Below are 19,443 nucleotides of genomic sequence, written 5' to 3'. Positions count from 1 at the left end.
AACTGCCAGGATGATCTGTTTTAATCTTAATGGATATAGAAGATCGTTCGGCCTGCTTTGCTCCGTTCAGTGAGGTACATAAAGAGTCTGACTCTCTTATGGAGGGTCAGACTCTTTTGCTTTTATTTATATGATTATGGCAGTAGAACAACAGTGCATGTTATACGGCTATCTATTGCTTCAGCTTACGCTATCAAGCTGTTACCACGCGTAAGCATTAGGTGCATGTCCACCTGGACCCGGGAAAATCTCATCCAGACGTTGGAGTACGGCTTCATCCAAAGTCACATCCAGACTTTTGAGTGCGGTTTCAAATTGCTCCAGTGTACGCGGTCCGATAATCGGGGCAGTCACTGCGGGATTGGCTGCAACCCATGCCAAAGCTACTGTATCCTGTGGTTCACCGAGATCACGACAGAGTGCTGCGAAGTCTTCAAGCTGAGTTTGCTGCTGCTCGATCCGTCCAGCGATGCCTGCGCTGCGTGTTCCTTCCAGTTTTTGAAGCGCATTACGTCCCAATAATCCACCATCCAGTGGACTCCATGGGATGACGCCGAGACCCAGTTCTTTGGCGGCAGGCAATACTTCCAGTTCAGGCAAACGACAGTTGAGGCTATATTTATGTTGTTCGGAAACCAGGCCGAGGAAATGGCGATTCTTGGCTTCACTTTGAGCGATTGCAATCTGCCATGCAGCAAAGTTACTAGACCCTACATAACCGATTTTCCCCTGATGAACGGCATTCTCGAACGAACCCCACAGCTCGTCCCACGATATGGCAGGGTCCACATGGTGCATCTGGTACAGTTCGATATGATCCGTCTGCAAGCGGCGGAGGGAACCCTCCAGATGACGTCTGATTTTATAGGCGGATAGTCCGGCTTCGTTGTTGGGGCCGTCTGTATCATCATGCATGGAGCCATAGACTTTGGTGGCCAGCACTACTTTTTCACGTCTGCCACCGCCCTGATTGAACCAGCGTCCGATAATTTCTTCGGTAAGTCCGGAATTCTCACCCCAGCCGTAGATGTTAGCGGTATCAAAAAAGTTCACGCCTGCATCGAGTGCTGCGTCCATAATGCGGAAAGCTTCTTTCTCATCTGTAGCAGGCCCGAAATTCATGGTACCAAGACAGATTCGGCTGACCTTAAGGCCTGATTTACCCAAATACGAATATTGCATGTTAACTATCCCTCCTGCGTACTGATTTGAATTCAGCTATATTTTACCCTACCGGGAGGGTCGGGAACAACTTGAGAAAGCTAATCTCTATTAGCTTATAGGTAAAATCTATTAAAGTCATAGATTGTATATCTTGGTCAAATGACCTTGGAATATGATACAAAAGAGAGAGTTAATATGAGACGTTACTTTATGAATAATTAATGAATGAAATATAAGGAGTGGACAACCCATGGCAGACGTGAAAAAAATTGCAGTTATTGCAGGTGACGGAATCGGTCCTGAAGTCGTAGCTGAGGCTGAGAAAGTTCTTAAACGTACAGAGGAAGTATTCGGTTACCGTTTTGAGACAGAGCATGCGTTGTTTGGTGGAATCGCGATTGATGAGAAGGGTACACCTCTTCCAGAAGAAACACTGACGGTATGTAAAAGTGCAGATGCGGTCCTGCTTGGAGCGGTTGGCGGTCCAAAATGGGATAACAACAGCAAGGAACTTCGTCCGGAAACAGGCTTGCTGGGTATTCGTAAAGCGCTCGGATTGTTCTCTAACCTGCGTCCGGCTGTCGTATTTGATTGCCTGAAGGATGCTTCAACTCTGAAGCCTGAAGTACTGGAAGGTACGGATCTGATGGTGGTACGTGAGTTGACTGGTGGGATCTACTTCGGTGAGAAGTTCAGACGTGAAAGTGCACAGGGCGAAGAGGCAGTAGATACTTGTGCATATAATGTAACGGAAGTGGAGCGAATCGTTCGTCAGGCATTCGAAATTGCGCAAGGACGTCGCAAAAAGCTGGCTTCGGTAGACAAAGCCAATGTATTGGAAACTTCCCGTCTCTGGCGTGAAGTCGTGAACCGGGTAGCACCGGATTATCCGGATGTTGAACTGGAGCATGTACTTGTGGACAACTGCGCGATGCAATTATTGCGCCGTCCAGCCAGCTTCGATGTTATCGTTACGGAAAATATGTTCGGAGATATCCTGAGTGATGAAGCAGCGATGCTGACGGGTTCCATCGGCATGCTGGCATCTGCATCACTGGGAGAGGGTAGCTTTGGACTCTATGAGCCGGTACACGGTTCTGCACCGGATATCGCAGGTCAAGGCCTTGCTAACCCGATTGCAACTATTCTCTCTTTGGCGTTGATGTTCCGCACAACCTTTGGTTATGCAGAAGGCGCGGATGCTATTGAAGCAGCTGTGTCTGATGTACTGAACGCAGGACATCGCACGAGTGATATTGCTGTAGACAAGAGCACAGCGATCAGTACAACTGAAATGGGCGATTTGATCGTCGCGGCTATTCAGAAACAGGCGTAATTATATTCCCAACAACATGGCAGCCCTTTGTTTCCAATTATGGAATGTACAGAGGGCTGTTCCTTTATAATTTTGGCACGAAAAATCCTTATTTATAATGATTATAAAAAAATAATGTTTATAATCTTGACTTTGGGAAGTCCGGATGATAACATTTTACTTGTACTTGTTATCAAGGTTCAAACATTTTAATTACAGGAAATGCGTACGCGTTTTTCTTGATGATGAGCAATCCGCAAGGATGCTTACATAATCCCAAAGGAGGAATTTTTAGTTATGGCAGAACGTTTGGTAGGTAGACCAGCACCGGATTTCGCAATGGAAACAGTATCGGGAGACGGACAAGACTTTGGTTCCGTTAAACTGTCCGATTATCGTGGCAAATGGCTCGTATTCTTCTTTTATCCTTTGGACTTCACATTTGTGTGCCCAACTGAAATTACAGCTTTGAGCGTTGCTTCCGAGCAATTCAAAGCTTTGGATACTGAAATCCTTGGCGTGAGTGTAGACTCCGTACACAGCCACAAAGCTTGGATCAATACACCTGTAGACAGCAATGGTCTGGGTCAATTGAACTTCCCATTGGCTTCCGACATCACGAAGCAAGTGGCTAAAGATTACGGCGTTCTGATCGAAGAAGAAGGCGTAGCATTGCGCGGTCTGTTCATCATCGATCCAGAAGGCGAACTGAAATATCAAGTAGTTAACCACAACGATGTAGGCCGTAGTGTTGAAGAAACACTTCGCGTACTGCAAGCACTGCAATCCGGTGGATTGTGTGCAATGAACTGGAAACCAGGCGACACTAACCTGTAAACCAGGTTAACTTGAACGTTTTTTGTTCAAGCCCTCATCCCGTTAGGGATTGAGGGCTTTTTGCACCCTTTTGCCGGAAGTTATCACGAAGTTAATTAAAAGTGTTTGAACAAGCAGCTAAACGTGTTAATGATGTATTAGAAGAAAGTCTTCTTTTTATCTGTTGAAAGAGGAATTGATGGCCTTCAAGGCGAATAGGGTATGGAAACCCGGTAAATATTCCGGTGCTCTGCATTTATAATCTGTACATGAATGTGATACACTGATGGAACTATTCCTTTTCGGAAGTGCTGGAAGTGTACGGGATTGCATTTTAAATAAAAAGTCCCGGCACGTAATAAGGAGGGTGAACAAAAATGAGTTACTGTTGTGGGGCAAGTATGGTTGGAACGAAGGGCACGCTGAAGCATTACCGCACCCAGGTTCATAATGTTCCCCTGCTGTTTTGCCCGGTGTGTCATCGGGTTGAGGTGCATTATAAAGTAGAAAATGAATATGAAATTCTCGCTGAATATGCGCATGGAGACGGTGCGTCCGAGATCGATTTTCAAGATTATGTAACAGAAGATGAGGATGCGATTTTCGAAAACTGTGTAAACCGTGAGAGTGAGGATGCTATGGTCATTGTGCAGCGCCAGATTGATATGGCTCTGGATCTGCTCAGGCTCGCGAAAGAAACAAAAGACGAGAAGTGGGAAAGCGAACTTAAACGTCGATTAGCTGTGATGAGTCAGCGCAGACTGAAAATTCAGCATAATAAGACCGGACTATAGATGATCTCGGATATTTCATAACGTAAAGATAATAGAAACGAAGCTGATTTGCCCGTTGGGTGAAATGGCTTCGTTTTTGTGCATTGATCTGGAACTAATTCGAGGTTTTTTTTAAAATAATTTCCATTCGACACTTTCTCCGATTGACTCTCTTCTATAAACTTGTCTATGATAAAAACAGACTTGCAAAAGAGGCGGAGCAAAAAATGTTCGTGTTTGGGAATAGGAGAATGTCAGAATGGAACAAACGTATATGATTTTCCGGATCGATTGTTGGTTACCGGGAATAGACCAGCTTGAGTTCCGGACATGCCATCCATATTTTCGGCTCAGCCCCCCAACGAAAGGGCACCGGTAATGAAAAATAAAATCGGCCCTTCCTGTTTCTGTGATGATATGATGTCCGAATGGCAAGTTTATCATTTACGTGAAAAGGAGGAACCTGACATGATTAGTGAATTTCAGGATACAGTGCCTCAACCAACGGATGGATTCCCGCCCGTACATCTGGATAACAACAAGTATGAGAATGTACTGGAACATCTGGATAGCGGTATTATGTTGTTTGACAGTCACGGTGTATTGACGTTTATTAACGTTCAGATGGCAAAGTTGTTGGAACTTCCCAGAAGTCTGTTGAGCGGCTGCACCCTGATGCAAATGCTGCATCATCCCCAGATGAGCCGATTCAAGAAAAAGAAAATTTTACGTATTTATCGGGAAACCATCTTCCACCGTAAGCGCTATCATGAGTTGATTGATGAGTACGGAAGGCATTGGCTGGTTACTGTGACGTACGGGGATCAGATGGACGGAGACTTCTTGTTCAGTGTCAAGGATGTATCTGATTATAAACAGATTGAACAGACCGCTTATCAAAATGACAAACTTGCGATGCTGGGGCGCATTTCAGCATCTATTGCTCATGAAATTCGTAATCCGTTAACCGCAATCCGTGGGTTCATCCAGTTGCTTCGGCCCCATCTGCTGCAGCTTGGCAAAGACGAGTACGCTCGCATCATACTTACAGAGATTGATCGGGCGAACGACATCATCTACGAATTCTTGAATTCTTCCAAACCGTCAGCGCCACAGAAGACTGTGATGTCTGTCGACTCTTTGCTTAAAGAGGTGGTCTTGCTGACAGAGAGCGAAGGATTGATGAAGGGATGCGAGATCACGTTGGATGAAGGGAATGCTCCGCTGAATGTGTCCATCGATGTCAAACAGATTAAGCAGGTTATTTTGAATATGGTGAAAAATGCAATGGATGCTATTGAGGAAGTCGGCGAAGAACATACCGGTCTGATTCGGATATCTACTGCTACGGAAAATAAATTCGTGCAGATCTCCATCGCCGATAACGGTCAGGGGATGGACCATAACACACTTGTTCGTCTGTTTGATCCATTCTTCACGACCAAGGAAAGTGGAACGGGACTGGGACTCTCGGTGAGTTACCGGATCATCAAGAACCACGGAGGTACCATCTCGGTAGATAGCAAAAAAGGCGAAGGTACGCGGTTTATGATTATGTTACCTTTGGTATATTGAGAAGAGCGGGACGTAGAGGAGTCGGCAATTGGCCGACTCCTTTGTTTTTTGTTGCCAAAAAGGGTTATAGTTAGTAATGAATGCGAATACATAAGCTCCATTAACGGAAGGATGAGATACGATGGATATCCAAGGAATGGAACGAATGAATCAACAATTGATGGATCACGTGGGAAAAGTGATCGTGGGCAAAGAGCATACCATAGAGCTGGTGATGACAGCGATCATAGCTTCAGGACATGTGTTGCTGGAGGATGTACCGGGTACCGGGAAAACGATGCTCGCCAAATCGGTAGCCTCCTCATTGGACTGCACATTCCAGCGTATACAGTTCACACCGGACTTGCTGCCATCTGACTTGACAGGGATTCATTTCTTTAATCAAAAAGAAGGGGATTTTGAGTTCAGACCCGGCCCCTTGTTCGCTAATCTTGTATTAGCCGATGAGATTAACCGTGCTACACCGCGTACGCAATCAAGCTTGCTGGAGTGCATGGAAGAGCGCCAGATCAGTATCGACGGTTCAACGAGACAGTTGGAACGGCCATTTATCGTTATTGCCACCCAGAACCCTGTAGATAACCAGGGAACTTTTCCGCTACCTGAAGCGCAGATGGATCGCTTTATGATGAAAATTCGTATGGGTTATCCAAGTAGTGAAGAGAGTGTAGAAATTTTGAGACGTACGGTGGCAAGCCGCTCTGTTGATGATTTGTCGGCAGTGATCAGTCGTGAAGAACTTTTGAAGGCACAGGATATGTATAAAACAGTGCAAATCAACGAAGATTTGCTACGATATATCATTCAGTTAACCGAAGCGACAAGGCAACATCCCGAGCTCTCGCTTGGCGTAAGTCCACGAGGGGCTCAGGCATTACTCAAGGCAAGTCAGGCTTGGGCTGCACTGCATGGCAGAGACTTTGTTTTGCCGGATGATATTAAAGTTCTGGCGGAGCCTGTGCTGGCCCACCGACTTGTATTCCGTAACCGGATCAGACAACAAGAAGGCTTGGCGGAGCGTATCATCCAGGAACTTCTGAATCAGACAGAAGTGCCAACGGAGAACCTCGCTACAAGCGGGCGTTAGTCTTATGGCATTATTATGGCTTGTCCTTGTAGGAGGCATTGTCGTTGGCATACACGGTGTATGGTTCGGACGACCTGCACTGCGAAAGCTCAAGTACAGCAGACAATTCAGCAAGCTGCGTTGTTATGCTGGAGATGAACTTGAGATGGTGGAGACGATATCGAATGAAAAACGAGTCTCCGTTCCGTGGCTTAGACTTGAAGCAATGATGCCTGTGTCGTTTGTATTTCGTTCTGGTTCAGGTATGGATATTAGCCAAGGCGAAATCTATCAGAACCATAAGAGTATTTTCACATTGAAACCGTTTACGCGTATTACACGCAAGCATCCGTTTGCATGTACCCAGCGTGGCATCTATCCACTCAATACAGCAAGCATGACAGGTGGGGACCTCTTTGGCGTGTGGCGTTCCACCAAACCGATTCCGTTGCATATGTCCATGGTCGTATATCCATCACTAGTGAATGCAGAGGATCTTCCCGCCATTTATCAAGTGTGGCAGGGGGAAGTAGAAGTATCGCGATGGATCGTCGAAGATCCGTTCCTGATTCTTGGTGTTCGCCCTTATGGTGCAGGCGACCCGATGAATCGTATTCATTGGAAAGCGAGCGCACGTACGGGTGAATTACAAGTCTACAAGCAGGGATGGACAGCAGATCCGCAATCATGGATTGTAGTTAACATTCAGGAGTCTGCAGATATGTGGAGTGTAGTTACTCGACCAGAGAAGATTGAACGGGCACTTCGTTACGCTGCCACGGCTGCAGTGGATGCCATAAGTAGAGGGTTGCCGGCAGGCTTCGCCCATAATGGTTATCATGTGGGTGGAGGTCGCGATGCAGTTCGGATTGAGCCGGATTATGGAACACCTCATCTGGAAAGGGTACTGGAAGCTATGGCTGAGACCGAGTTGAAATGCATGGTGCCCATGGAGCAATTCCTGAATGATGAAGTACGTCTGAATGAAGAAGCACAGCAAATCCGCAGCTATCTGCTGATCACATCCTATGTATCTGCCGCTATGGAGCACGAGATTGCGCGTCTGCACGAACAAGGGCATCGCGTGACGATTCTCCCGGTAGAGGACGTGAAGGGTGATACGAAGGCGGTGAGTGCATGAGGGACAGACAGGTAGCGACGACTAAGGGACTTATAGCGATGCTTGCCGTCTTGATGGCGGCCATATACCTTTTTCCGATATTTACGCTTGCTTCATTCTACGCCATGGAACATTTGCCGTACACATTATTCATCCTGGTTGTTCTCGCGGGTTGGTTGGGACAATTCATTCAGCATAAAATCCCGGGATTTAGCGAGAAAAGTACATTCATTCGTGGAGTAACGGCACTCGTCATAGGGCTTCTCTTCGGACTCGTTGTTGGAATGAGCCTCATTCTCCCGTTGCCGAATATCATTACATTGGTATTGTGTGGAGTCATCTCCGCTTATGCAGGTCTGACCTTCGAGCCAGCCTTTCATTCTGTTTTGTTATGGCGTTTGCAGATTGTGGGGGTAATCAGTGCGATCGTGCTTACGGTTGCTTCGAACCGCTTGGAGTTTATGCAGCCGATACAAGCCTACACCATGTGGATCTATATTGCAGGAGTAATCAGCTTTGCCTTCTGGCTGGTTGGACGATATATATTACAACTGGACCGGGCAATACTTAATGATGGCAAGCGAAAATTAGTATTGCGCGATTTTGCTCGTGCGAATCATCAGCGGTTCATGTGGATGTTTATTGTCATCGTCGCTATTGGTGCTTTCCCAAGTTTGGCTGCATGGTTGAGACCGCTACGCGACCGTTTACTCGCATGGATCAGGGGATGGTTTGGCCCGATTTCCGGCGAGGAGCCACCACTACCAATGGACGCCCCTAATCAGCCGCTAAATATACCGAGGGAGTGGAGAGAATCGCCCTCCGAGCCCTCAATCTTATGGAACATTCTTGGATGGGTAGTGATGTGTGCTTTAGCAGGAGCAATCCTGTGGCTGCTTCTGAGGTTCGGACAAAAAACGATAAACAGATTTTTGGATCGATTCAAGGGGATGTTACAACCAGGCGTAAAGAAAGCAGAACCACGGACGGAGTATATGGATGTCAGTGAGACGCTTGAGGCGCCGGAGAAAGTTCGAAAGACTTGGTTTCGGAAGAAAGAAGTGCCACCTGTGCAGGATGCTGAGCGTGTCCGGTATTACTATCGGACTTGGATTGATAAGGCTGCTCATCGAGGAGTGGGAATACAGGGGACGCACACTCCGCTGGAGGCTGCACAGACCATTATTCAGAATGGTGTGAAGCAAGAGGAAGATGAGCTGTCTGCGAGACTGCCAGATACGTATAACAGCGTGCGTTATGGAGGAAAAGTTCCGGATCATTCCGATATGGTTGAGATTGACCGAATCTGGAAATCTTATCGAAGTAAATAAGTCCGGAATCCCTTTACTTTTCTTGTCACGTTCAAGTATCATGAGAGGAATACACAAGTTGGTCAGAAAAGGAGCAGACATTAATGAAGACAAATCATTGCAAAATTGTAGATTGTACGATCCGTGATGGCGGATTGGTGAATAATTGGGACTTTAGCGTGGACTTTGTTCAACAGCTGTATGCTGGATTGAATGAAGCTGGCGTTGATTATATGGAAATTGGATATAAGAACTCTCCGAAGTTGCTGAAAGGTGCGGAGGAAGCAGGACCTTGGCGTTTCCTTAATGATGATTTCTTGCGTAAAGTTATTCCTCAAAAAGGTAATACCAAACTGTCTGCACTGGTTGACGTTGGACGTGTGGATGAGAACGACATCTTGCCTCGCAGCGAGAGCATGCTGGATCTGATCCGGGTTGCCTGCTACAGCAAAGATGTAGACAAGGCACTTGCACTGGTTCAAACATTCCATGATCGTGGATATGAAACAACACTGAATATTATGGCACTCTCCAATGTTATGGAGAATGAGTTGCTGGAAGCATTTGAATTGATCAAAGAAAGCTCCGTAGATGTGGTCTACATTGTAGATTCCTACGGTAGCCTGGATCATAATGATGTGAAATACCTGGTAGAGAAGTTCAAAACTCATTTGCCTAACAAGCGTCTTGGCGTTCACACCCATAACAACATGCAGCTCGCGTTCTCCAACACATTGGTTGCTGCGGAACTGGGAGTTGAACTGCTTGATGCTTCTGTATATGGTATGGGACGTGCGGCAGGTAACTGCCCAACCGAATTGCTCGTAGCTCATCTGAAAGGTACGAAATACAATCTGCGCCCAGTCCTCGGTGTACTGGAACAGTTGATGGTACCCCTTAGAGAAAAAGAAGAGTGGGGCTACATCCTGCCTTACATGATCACAGGTGCATTGGACGAGCATCCACGTTCGGCGATGGCGCTTCGTTCATCGGAAGACAAGGACAAGGTTGTTGATTTCTATGATAAATTAACAACACCAGAAGTGAATTTCGACAAGTAATATAGTCTGAAATACAGTTGCAAACGAGAAAAACATGGAATCTCCCTGGAGATCCATGTTTTTTTAGTTCTTAATGCCTTGTTTTTCTCCATTTTTATGAATAAATATTCCTAGGAGTAACTATTTTTTAGTTCACGTATACAGAATTAAATGTTATTATGTACCAGATAGCATGTGCATGCATGTGAATTGAACGTTGGTAAATATGTTTTTTTGTCGAATTGTGTAGCGGGCAGGGCAAGTTTGGTTAATGTAATTCTGGATAGGTGATCCCGGGAAGGAAAACACGGCATGAAGGTTAATCTGCAAGATCAGAGAAAAATAGGTTGGGTCGCTATATGCGGCTTATTGTGTTTCCTCGCAAGTCAATGGTTTCGTTCTTCTTCAAGCTCTGATCTGATCATATCGGGTTACCCTGTTTTGACACTCTTGGGTGGATTCGCTGCGGCGGCGGCTTGTATCGGCATTTATAATCAAAGCTGGTTGTTTCGTACGCAGAAGCTGACCCTTCGGAGGGTGTTATTGACAACACTCTTTTTATTGATTGGACTGTTTGAACTGGTTCATATCGTTTCTTTTGCAGAAGAGATTCCGAACGGAGCGATGATGGAATCGGAATTCTCCTTGATGATGTCTACTATGGGGTCTTTGGTATGTTCAGTAGGTTTACTGCTCGTGTACACCATAACTGAGAAGGAAATTGCATTACCACGCAAATTCTTACTGTTCAGTGGGACGTTGGGTACCTTTGTTATTCTATACACATTGGCTATTCAGGAATGGAGTATATTGCCGAATATGCTTGAGGGTGAAGTACTTGGCGGGATTTTCACCCGGGTTCATTTTATGGTCGGATTGCTGTATGGCATTATTGCCGTTATTTTGTTTGTACAATGGAAAAAAACCAAGGATGGTGACTTGCCATCCATTCTATGCGGTATTCTGTGTTTCTTCTTTGGGGAATGTTACTTTATTTCCGCAACAGGGGTGAACGACCTCAATCTACTGTTTGGATTGTTGAGTAACTGTATGGCATATTTTTTCATCCAAAAAGGGTTGTACACGTCCGTTGTGGACACGCCGTTTCTGCAACAGCAGGTTGCTGAAGCCAAGATGAATTACATTGCTCATCATGAGGATGTGACGGGGCTTCCAAACCGTCGTCGCCTTTCGCAGCGGTTGAAAATGATGATGGATGATGCTGTGGTGGAGGAACAGCTTGTCGGTGTGCTGGTCCTGAATATTAATCGGTTCAAGACCATTAATGATTCGCTCGGACAGCAAGCAGCTAACCGGGTTCTTCGCCAGGTAGGTCAACGTCTGAAACATTCGTCACTTCCAGGAGAAGAAGTATTTGGCCTGGGAAGAGATGAGTTTGCATTGACGATGACAGATTTCAGCACAACCGATACAGCGTTGCGGAGAACAAGATCTATTTTACAACTCTTCGAGAAGCCGGTCCTGGTTGACGGTAATGAGTATCATCTTACACTTGGAATCGGCATGGCGATTTTCCCGCATGATGGTGAGTCACCACAGGAGATTATTCAGAATGCAGATACGGCTCTGCACAATGCCAAAGAACAGGGCATGGAATTGAACCGTTATGCTCATGCGATGCAGATGAAAGCACAGGAGCGTTTGCAGCTTGAGAATGATCTGCGCAAGGCGTTGGATCGAGGACAGTTCTACCTGGTCTACCAGCCGCAGGTTAATCTGCAAAGTGGGTTAATCGTCGGTATGGAAGCATTGGTGCGCTGGCAGCATCCGCAGCGAGGTTCGGTATCTCCGGCTGAATTTATTCCTCTTGCAGAAGAGAGTGGGCTGATTGTACCGCTTGGCGAATGGGTGCTTCGTGAAGCATGTGCACAGAATAAGCAGTGGCAGGAAGCCGGTTATCGTAAACTGTGTGTATCGGTGAATCTGTCCATGAGACAGTTCAGGCATTCGCATCTATTGGACAATATCAATGGCATTCTCAAGGAGACTGGGCTTGAGCCGGTATGGCTTGAACTGGAGATTACAGAAAGTATGACATTTGATAAAGACCGGGCATTCGAGCAGTTACGTAAAATCAAAGAAATTGGTGTGCATATCAGTATTGATGATTTTGGAACGGGATACAGCTCGTTGCATTATCTGAAGGATCTGCCGATTGATCGGCTTAAGATTGACCGTTCATTCGTTAATGAGGTCATGGAGGACAGCAATAACGCTGCGATCGTATCCACCATCACTTCAATGGCACATCATTTACATCTGAAAGTAACAGCTGAGGGCGTGGAGAACGAAGATCAGATGGTCTTTCTTCGCAATCAGCATTGTCACGAGGCTCAAGGATATTTCTTCAGTAAACCGATTGAAGCCGCTGATTTTGAAAAGCGGTTTTTGAGAGATGTGGATAAACCTACAGGATAGAGAAAAGCGGGGGCACGTGAGTGCTCCTGTTTTTTATAGATGGATGCGTAATGAAAAAAATGGTAAATATGACTTGCATGCTATGGAGGATCATGGTATATTATTCTTTGTAAAATCACTGTTAACTTCTGAACGGAACTTAACAATTGATCGTCAATCATGCGGGTGTAGTTCAATGGTAGAACTTTAGCCTTCCAAGCTAATAGCGTGGGTTCGATTCCCATCACCCGCTTAACGAAGCAGTACCCAGAGCCCTTGCGATGCAGGGGCTTTTTCTTTTGCCCGAAAAGAAATATGAGGGTAACCTTTGCTTTTTAACAATGATCTGGTACAATAACGGAGAAATTGATACTACACATGAATGAGAGGTAACCATACGTCCCATGAAGTAAAACACATGAATTGAACCCCAGTTAACTGCAGACGGTTTTATGACGCAGTCAGCCAGAGCGGCTGAGCAATGAGGGGATTCGTGTGTCCAAATTCAGCTATGGGAAAAGGTATGGAGCAAGTAAGCCTTTGAGGTTTACGTGTACCCTGTATTTGGGGTTTCTTTGTTCATGCCGTAGCTTACCTTAGATCTGTCTTTGAATGCTTGATCCAACCCTGAATTGCCAAACCGCCGGCTGATGCCAGCGGTTTTTTTTGTTCAGCAAAAAGGATGCAGGAAGGATGAGGCCTCATGATGACATTGGTACGCTTACATGAAGTATCAAAAGAGTGGAACGGTATTGAATTGTTTACAGGATTAAATTTGGAGATTAATGAGGGCGAGAGACTCGCCATTCTAGGTCGCAACGGATGCGGCAAGACAACGTTGTTACGCATCATTTTGGGTGAAGAGCATGGTGGTGGAAGAATTGAACGTCATATCCCGCAGCAGGAATGGGGATTCATGCGCCAGCGCTCGGAGATTGAGGATGGCATGAATGTACTGGATGCGGTCCGGTGTGAGAGCGGTCAGATCTATGAAGTGAAATGGAAATTGGAAGAACTGGAACAACGCTTGAGCATCAGCAGTGAGGCTGATGATGAGCTACTTGCAGCCTACACAAAAGTGATGGATCAATATGAACAGCTTAACGGATATATGTGGGAGACCGAGGTAGAGAAGGTACTGACACGCCTTGGTTTATCCGCAGAGCATTGGAACAGACCCTATCATTCCTTGAGCGGTGGACAAAAAACAAAGGCTCGTTTGGCAGGACTGCTCGTCAGCAAGCCCAAATTCCTGATCCTGGATGAACCCACGAATCATCTGGATGAGGGAAGCATGCGTTGGCTTGAAGAATGGTTATCCTCATATGAAGGTACGCTGTTATTTGTATCTCACGATCGTACGTTTATTGATCAGGTAGCAACAGGAGTGATTGAGTTCAGTTCAGAGGCTTTGACCAAATACAAGGGCGGGTACTCCGAGTACAAGATCCACAAAGAGCGTGAATTACGGGAACAGGAAACGATCTACCGCAGGCAGGAGTTGGAACGAAAGGCGCTGGAAGAGACGATTCGTAATTATCAGGAATGGTTCCATAAAGCGCATAACTCAGCGACCGATGTGGAGGTGAAGATCACCCAGAGCTTCTACAAGGCCAAAGCCAACAAGAATATTTCACGTTACCATGCGAAACAAAAACAGTTGGAGCGGTTGGAAAAGGAACGGGTGGATAAACCGCGTGAAGCCACCAAGTTAAACATGGAACTGCAGATGAATACACTGGCTGCACGCCAGCTGCTTGCGCTGGAAGAGGTGAGTTTTTCATATACGGGTAACCAGCCCTTGCTTCGCGACCTTCGAATCACTGTTGAACGTGGAGACCGTCTTGCCGTACGAGGTCCTAATGGAACGGGCAAGACGACACTGTTGAAGCTGATGATTGGTGAGCTGGAACCCTCGCAAGGCAAGGTGACGCGGCATCATCAGCTGAGAATCGGTTACTTTTCACAGGAGTTGGAAGGACTTCCCGAGAATCTGACGCTGCTGGACAGCTTGCTTACCCTTCCATCCATGACACAAAGTGCGGCACGTACCATTCTGGGATGTTTCCTGTTTTCCAGGGATGATGTGTTCAAGCAGATCGGGGATTTGAGTATGGGAGAAAAGTGCAGAGTGGCATTTCTGAGGCTGTACTTTGGCGGAGCGAATCTGCTGGTGCTGGATGAGCCGACCAACTATCTGGACATCGATACCCAGGAAGTCATGGAGAATGTACTGAAACAAGCTTCAGGTGCTTTGGTACTTGTATCTCATGACCGGATGCTGACGAAGTCACTCGCGAATCGGTTATGCGATCTGGAGGCTGGTGGCACAGCAACCCTGTTTGAAGGAAGTGTGCCGGATTGGGAGGAGTCCATTAAACTTCGGGAGCTGGCGCTCGAGACCCGGGAATCCGATGACGAACGATTGCGATTGGAGATGCGCTTATCCGAGTTACTGTCTCCTGTGAGCACTGCTGGAAAAGACAGTCTGACACTGCCTGAACACGAGAGTGAACGAGCAGTCGAGGCAACGGAGATTCGCGAAATCCAGCAGCGCCTGAAACAATTGAAAGATAAGGGTGCAAGCATAAATTAGAACATGGACGGCTTGCTATTTCGATCTATTTTGCATATAATTATGAACGATCATCGATGATTACATCGATATGAGTATGTGTTCAAAAAGAGCGGTTTTCAGTACCGAGAAGATGGGATGAAGATAGAAATGGAGTAGCGGAGCGTAGGGAAACTACGTGAGCAACGGACATTTCGGCTGAATGCCATATTCGATGCTGATGATGCCACAAGGCATCATTCGTAATCAAAAGCGGACTTTTTGACAACCTCTAGAGGTTTAACTTAAAAGCAAACGTGATGATGGAGATAAGTAAGCAGTGCCTCTGGACAGGGAGGAAGCGCCGTAGATTGAGAGCGTTTCTGTAGAACAAGGCTGCCGAAATTCACTCCGAAGCGGTTCCCTGAACCTGTTTGTGTGCAGACACAGAGGCAACAGTAGGGGCAAACGGTTAACGGTCGTTATTCCGTACAAAGTGAGATAGAACGAGTTGCAGGCCAAAGGGGCCGTGCAGCAAGGGATATCTAACAAGGGTGGTACCACGGTCTTTTCGTCCCTTCAGGGGAGAGAAGGCCTTTTTTTGTTGCAAAAACACCACAAAAAGGGGGCAATTACACATGAAAGAACGTTTAGAGGCATTAAAGATCGAAGCGCTGGAGCAGTTGTCTGGTGTGAATGATCCGCAGACGCTCAGTGATCTGCGTGTGAAGTATTTGGGGAAAAAGGGTGCATTGACTGAAATTTTGCGCGGAATGGGTGCGCTTAGTGCAGAGGAACGTCCAGTTATTGGTCAAGTAGCCAATGATGTTCGGGCTGCCATTGAGGAAGTCATCGACAGCAAGCAGGATCAGTTCCAGAAGGAAGAGACAGCGAAGCGTCTGCAATCCGAGAAAATTGATGTGACCCTGCCAGGACGTCGTGGACGTCAAGGCGGACTGCATCCACTGACCAAAGTGGTACAGGAGATCGAAGATATTTTCATCGGTATGGGATACCGCGTAGCGGAAGGTCCTGAAGTCGAAATGGATTATTACAACTTTGAAGCATTGAATCTCCCGAAGAATCACCCGGCGCGCGATATGCAGGATTCCTTCTATGTTACAGAAGACTTGTTGATGCGTACCCATACGTCTCCGGTTCAAGTACGTACCATGCAGAGCATGAAGGGCGAAGTGCCTGTCAAAGTCATCTGCCCAGGTAAAGTATACCGCCGTGATGACGACGATGCGACGCACTCTTTCCAATTCAACCAGGTTGAAGGATTGGTCATCAGCGAAAACATTCGTATGAGCGATCTGAAAGGAACCCTGCTGCAATTCGTGCGCGAAATGTTCGGTTCCCACACGGAAATTCGTCTGCGTCCAAGCTTCTTCCCGTTCACAGAGCCAAGTGCGGAAGTGGATGTAACTTGTGTACAATGTGGCGGCAGCGGCTGTCGGGTGTGTAAGCAAACAGGCTGGCTCGAAATTTTGGGCGGCGGTATGGTTCACCCGAAAGTGCTTGAAATGGGCGGCTATGATCCGGAGAAATACAGTGGTTTCGCATTTGGTATGGGCGTAGAACGTATCGCCATGCTGAAGTATGGGGTGGATGATATCCGTCACTTCTACAATAGTGATCTGACCTTCCTGAAGCAATTCGGACGGCTGTAATTTTAAGACAAAATAGATTAACCATATAGAGCAAGCGAATGAACCGTGAACACCAATTTATAGATGAAGGAAGTGAACGTCCATGAGAGTATCGACAGATTGGCTGTCTGATTATATTTCCCTTGAAGGTGTGACGCCACAGGAATTGGCAGAGAAAATCACCCGTGCGGGAGTAGAAATTGATGTAGTGGAGAACCGCAACAAGGGCGTGAATAAAGTTGTTGTGGGTTATGTGAAGAGCAAGGAGAAACACCCGGATGCCGACAAACTTAATGTATGTGTCATCGATGCTGGTCAGGAAGAAGATCTGCAAATCGTGTGTGGCGCGAAAAATGTGGATGCAGGCCAAAAAGTAGTCGTAGCCCTGGTTGGAGCGAAGCTCCCTGGTGGATTGGATATCAAAAAAGCAAAACTGCGCGGTGTTGTCTCCCTGGGCATGATCTGTTCCGCCAAAGAACTGGGCATGAACGACAAATTGCTGCCGAAAGATCAGCAGGAAGGTATTCTCGTTCTGCCAGAACAAACGGAGGTTGGCACGCCAATCAGCCAGGTTCTTGGTCTCGACGATCATGTGCTTGAACTGGACCTGACACCGAACCGTTCCGACTGTCTCAGCATGCGTGGTGCAGCTTATGAAGTGGGTGCCATCCTGGGTCGTGAAGTGAAGCTGCCGAGTCCCAAAGACCAACTGGTTGAGGTTGGTGATGCGGCTGCGAATCATATCTCGGTAGAGATTAAGGCACAAGAGCAATGCAGTCACTATGCAGCTCGTTATGTAACCGGCATTAAGCTGGGTGCTTCCCCGCTGTGGATGCAAAACCGTCTGATGGCTGCAGGTGTTCGTCCGATCAATAACATCGTTGATATCACGAACTATGTCATGCTGGAATACGGCCAACCGCTACATGCATTCGATGCGGATAAGCTGGAAAAAGGTCATATTGAAGTGCGGATGGCCAACGAAGGCGAAACGATTGTTACGTTGGATGGCCAAGAGCGTAAGCTGGAGCCACATATGTTGCTTATCACAGATGGCGTGAAACCGGTAGCCATCGCTGGGGTTATGGGTGGCGAGAATTCCGAGGTGTCGGAAAGCACGGTAAATCTGTTGCTGGAGTCCGCCAAGTTCGACGGCGGAACCGTTCGGAAAACGTCGCGCCAACTGGGGCTGCGTTCCGAAGCAAGCATGCGTTTTGAGAAGGAAGTAGATCCGGGTGCGGTCATTACGGCTTTGGATCGTGCGGCTGAACTGATTCAGCGTTATGCTGAAGGTGAAGTGCACCAGGGAATTGTGGAAGCTGGAGCAGAAGCTGCGGAGAAACGTGTAATTCAATTGTCGCTGGACCGACTGAATCGTTATCTGGGAACAGATCTGTCATTGCTTGAGGTGAAAACCATCTTCGCTCGCTTGCACTTTGCATGTGGTGATGCTGATCAAGGATTGCTGGATGTGGAAGTACCCACACGCAGAGGGGATATTACGCTCGACGTAGACTTGTTTGAAGAGATTGCACGACTGTACGGATATGACAACATTCCAACCACTTGGATTGAAGGACCGACGACTCCGGGTGCGTATACACGCTCTCAAGCGATGCGTCGTACGATTCGTGGATTGCTCTCAGGCAGTGGCTGGCAGGAAATGATTAGTTACTCCTTTGTACACCCGGATAAAGCGACTCTGTTCCCGGCGCTGACACAAGGAAGTAAAGCCGTGAAGCTCGCGATGCCTATGAGTGAGGACCGCAGTGTGCTTCGTACGAGTATTTTGCCGCAAATGCTGGATGCAGCGGTGTATAATATGAACCGTAAACAGGATTCACTGGCTGTATTTGAAGTGGGCAATGTATTCTTCACTGAAGAAGATCAATTGACCAAGCAACCACATGAGATTCCGGTATTGGGCTTGCTGCTTACCGGGAATCGTGCAAGCCAGCAATGGAATGTTGGAGCGGAGAAAGTAGACTTCTTCGATCTGAAAGGTGCGCTTGAGCATCTGTTCGCCTATGTGGGTTTGGAACAACGCATTCGCTTGGTAGCAAACAGTCCTGAAGGTTTCCATCCGGGACGTTCTGCATCGGTTTATCTGGAAGGGAAGGATGGCGGAGAAGGCACATTGATCGGTACATTGGGTCAATTGCATCCGGAACTGCAACAGCAGTATGATCTGAATGATGTGTACATCGCAGAGATTGTACTTGAATCGATCTACAATGAAGCAGACGCTGACATACGTTATCGTGAACTTCCGCGTTTCCCAGCCATGGAACGTGATATCGCGGTTGTTGTGAATGAGGATATTGAAGCTGGAGATATGCTGCGCGCCATTCGTGAATCAGCGGGTGAGTTGCTGCAAACCGTACAGGTATTCGATATATTCACGGGCAGCAAACTGGGCGAAAACAAGAAGAGCGTGGCGATGGCGCTGGTGTACCGGAATCGTGAACGTACACTGACTGATGAGGAAGTTACTGAAGTTCATGCCCGTGTAGTGGCTCGTCTGGAAGAGCAATTCGGAGCGGAATTGCGTAAATAGGCCAGAAGAAGATTTTTTGAACAAAGATTAGCAGGAATTGTTTGAAGTCACATCGAATCCTTAGCATTAGAGGATCGATGTGA

13 protein-coding genes and 1 tRNA gene are annotated in these 19,443 nt (G+C 46.9%); 13 read left to right on the top strand and 1 reads right to left on the bottom strand.

Annotated features, from left to right (window positions below):
• Positions 1–201: 201 nt before the first annotated feature.
• The gene (locus HF638_RS03270) at positions 202–1,182 is read right to left on the bottom strand and encodes an aldo/keto reductase (RefSeq protein WP_169478856.1); all 981 of its coding nucleotides are present in this window, start codon (positions 1,180–1,182) and stop codon (positions 202–204) included.
• A gap of 232 nt (positions 1,183–1,414) precedes the next feature.
• Here HF638_RS03270 and leuB point away from each other — a divergent pair, with 232 nt between their 5' ends.
• The 13 genes from leuB to pheT all read left to right on the top strand — a co-directional run bounded on the left by leuB (position 1,415) and on the right by pheT (position 19,360).
• Positions 1,415–2,500, top strand: a complete 1,086-nt coding sequence (leuB, locus tag HF638_RS03265) for a 3-isopropylmalate dehydrogenase (protein ID WP_076330251.1) — start codon at positions 1,415–1,417, stop codon at positions 2,498–2,500.
• Between the two features lie 276 nt (positions 2,501–2,776).
• On the top strand, positions 2,777–3,316 hold the full coding sequence (locus HF638_RS03260; protein ID WP_036610146.1) for a peroxiredoxin: 540 nt from the start codon (positions 2,777–2,779) through the stop codon (positions 3,314–3,316).
• 356 nt (positions 3,317–3,672) lie between these two features.
• Entirely contained in the window at positions 3,673–4,089 is a 417-nt protein-coding gene (locus tag HF638_RS03255) for a hypothetical protein (protein WP_017689649.1), read from the top strand.
• Positions 4,090–4,536: 447 nt separating this feature from the next.
• A complete protein-coding gene (locus HF638_RS03250) occupies positions 4,537–5,643 on the top strand; it encodes a PAS domain-containing sensor histidine kinase (RefSeq protein WP_169478854.1) in 1,107 nt (368 codons plus the stop codon).
• A gap of 121 nt (positions 5,644–5,764) precedes the next feature.
• Entirely contained in the window at positions 5,765–6,730 is a 966-nt protein-coding gene (locus HF638_RS03245) for an AAA family ATPase (RefSeq protein ID WP_169478853.1), read from the top strand.
• Between the two features lie 4 nt (positions 6,731–6,734).
• Positions 6,735–7,850, top strand: coding sequence for a DUF58 domain-containing protein (locus tag HF638_RS03240; protein WP_169478851.1), 1,116 nt, complete (start codon positions 6,735–6,737; stop codon positions 7,848–7,850).
• Positions 7,847–9,160 carry a hypothetical protein gene (locus tag HF638_RS03235; protein ID WP_169478849.1) on the top strand — a complete coding sequence of 438 codons (1,314 nt, stop codon included), beginning with the start codon at positions 7,847–7,849 and terminating at the stop codon, positions 9,158–9,160. Before HF638_RS03240 ends, HF638_RS03235 begins: the two co-directional genes overlap by 4 nt.
• Positions 9,161–9,243: 83 nt before the next feature.
• On the top strand, positions 9,244–10,200 hold the full coding sequence (locus HF638_RS03230; protein ID WP_076330255.1) for an aldolase catalytic domain-containing protein: 957 nt from the start codon (positions 9,244–9,246) through the stop codon (positions 10,198–10,200).
• A gap of 291 nt (positions 10,201–10,491) precedes the next feature.
• Positions 10,492–12,618, top strand: coding sequence for a bifunctional diguanylate cyclase/phosphodiesterase (locus tag HF638_RS03225; protein WP_169478847.1), 2,127 nt, complete (start codon positions 10,492–10,494; stop codon positions 12,616–12,618).
• A gap of 161 nt (positions 12,619–12,779) precedes the next feature.
• Positions 12,780–12,850, top strand: a tRNA-Gly gene (locus HF638_RS03220).
• Between the two features lie 450 nt (positions 12,851–13,300).
• Positions 13,301–15,193: a ribosomal protection-like ABC-F family protein gene (gene abc-f, locus HF638_RS03215; RefSeq protein WP_169478845.1), complete on the top strand. Its 1,893-nt coding sequence runs from the start codon at positions 13,301–13,303 to the stop codon at positions 15,191–15,193.
• Positions 15,194–15,789: 596 nt separating this feature from the next.
• Positions 15,790–16,824, top strand: coding sequence for a phenylalanine--tRNA ligase subunit alpha (gene pheS / locus HF638_RS03210; protein ID WP_047842255.1), 1,035 nt, complete (start codon positions 15,790–15,792; stop codon positions 16,822–16,824).
• An 82-nt stretch (positions 16,825–16,906) separates the two neighbouring features.
• Positions 16,907–19,360 carry a phenylalanine--tRNA ligase subunit beta gene (pheT, locus tag HF638_RS03205; protein ID WP_169478843.1) on the top strand — a complete coding sequence of 818 codons (2,454 nt, stop codon included), beginning with the start codon at positions 16,907–16,909 and terminating at the stop codon, positions 19,358–19,360.
• Positions 19,361–19,443: the final 83 nt, after the last annotated feature.

Source organism: Paenibacillus sp. SZ31, assembly GCF_012912005.1.
Taxonomy (GTDB): domain Bacteria; phylum Bacillota; class Bacilli; order Paenibacillales; family Paenibacillaceae; genus Paenibacillus.
The sequence above is the reverse complement of the archived record's forward strand: the minus strand, read 5'-3'. Positions and strand labels throughout refer to the sequence as shown.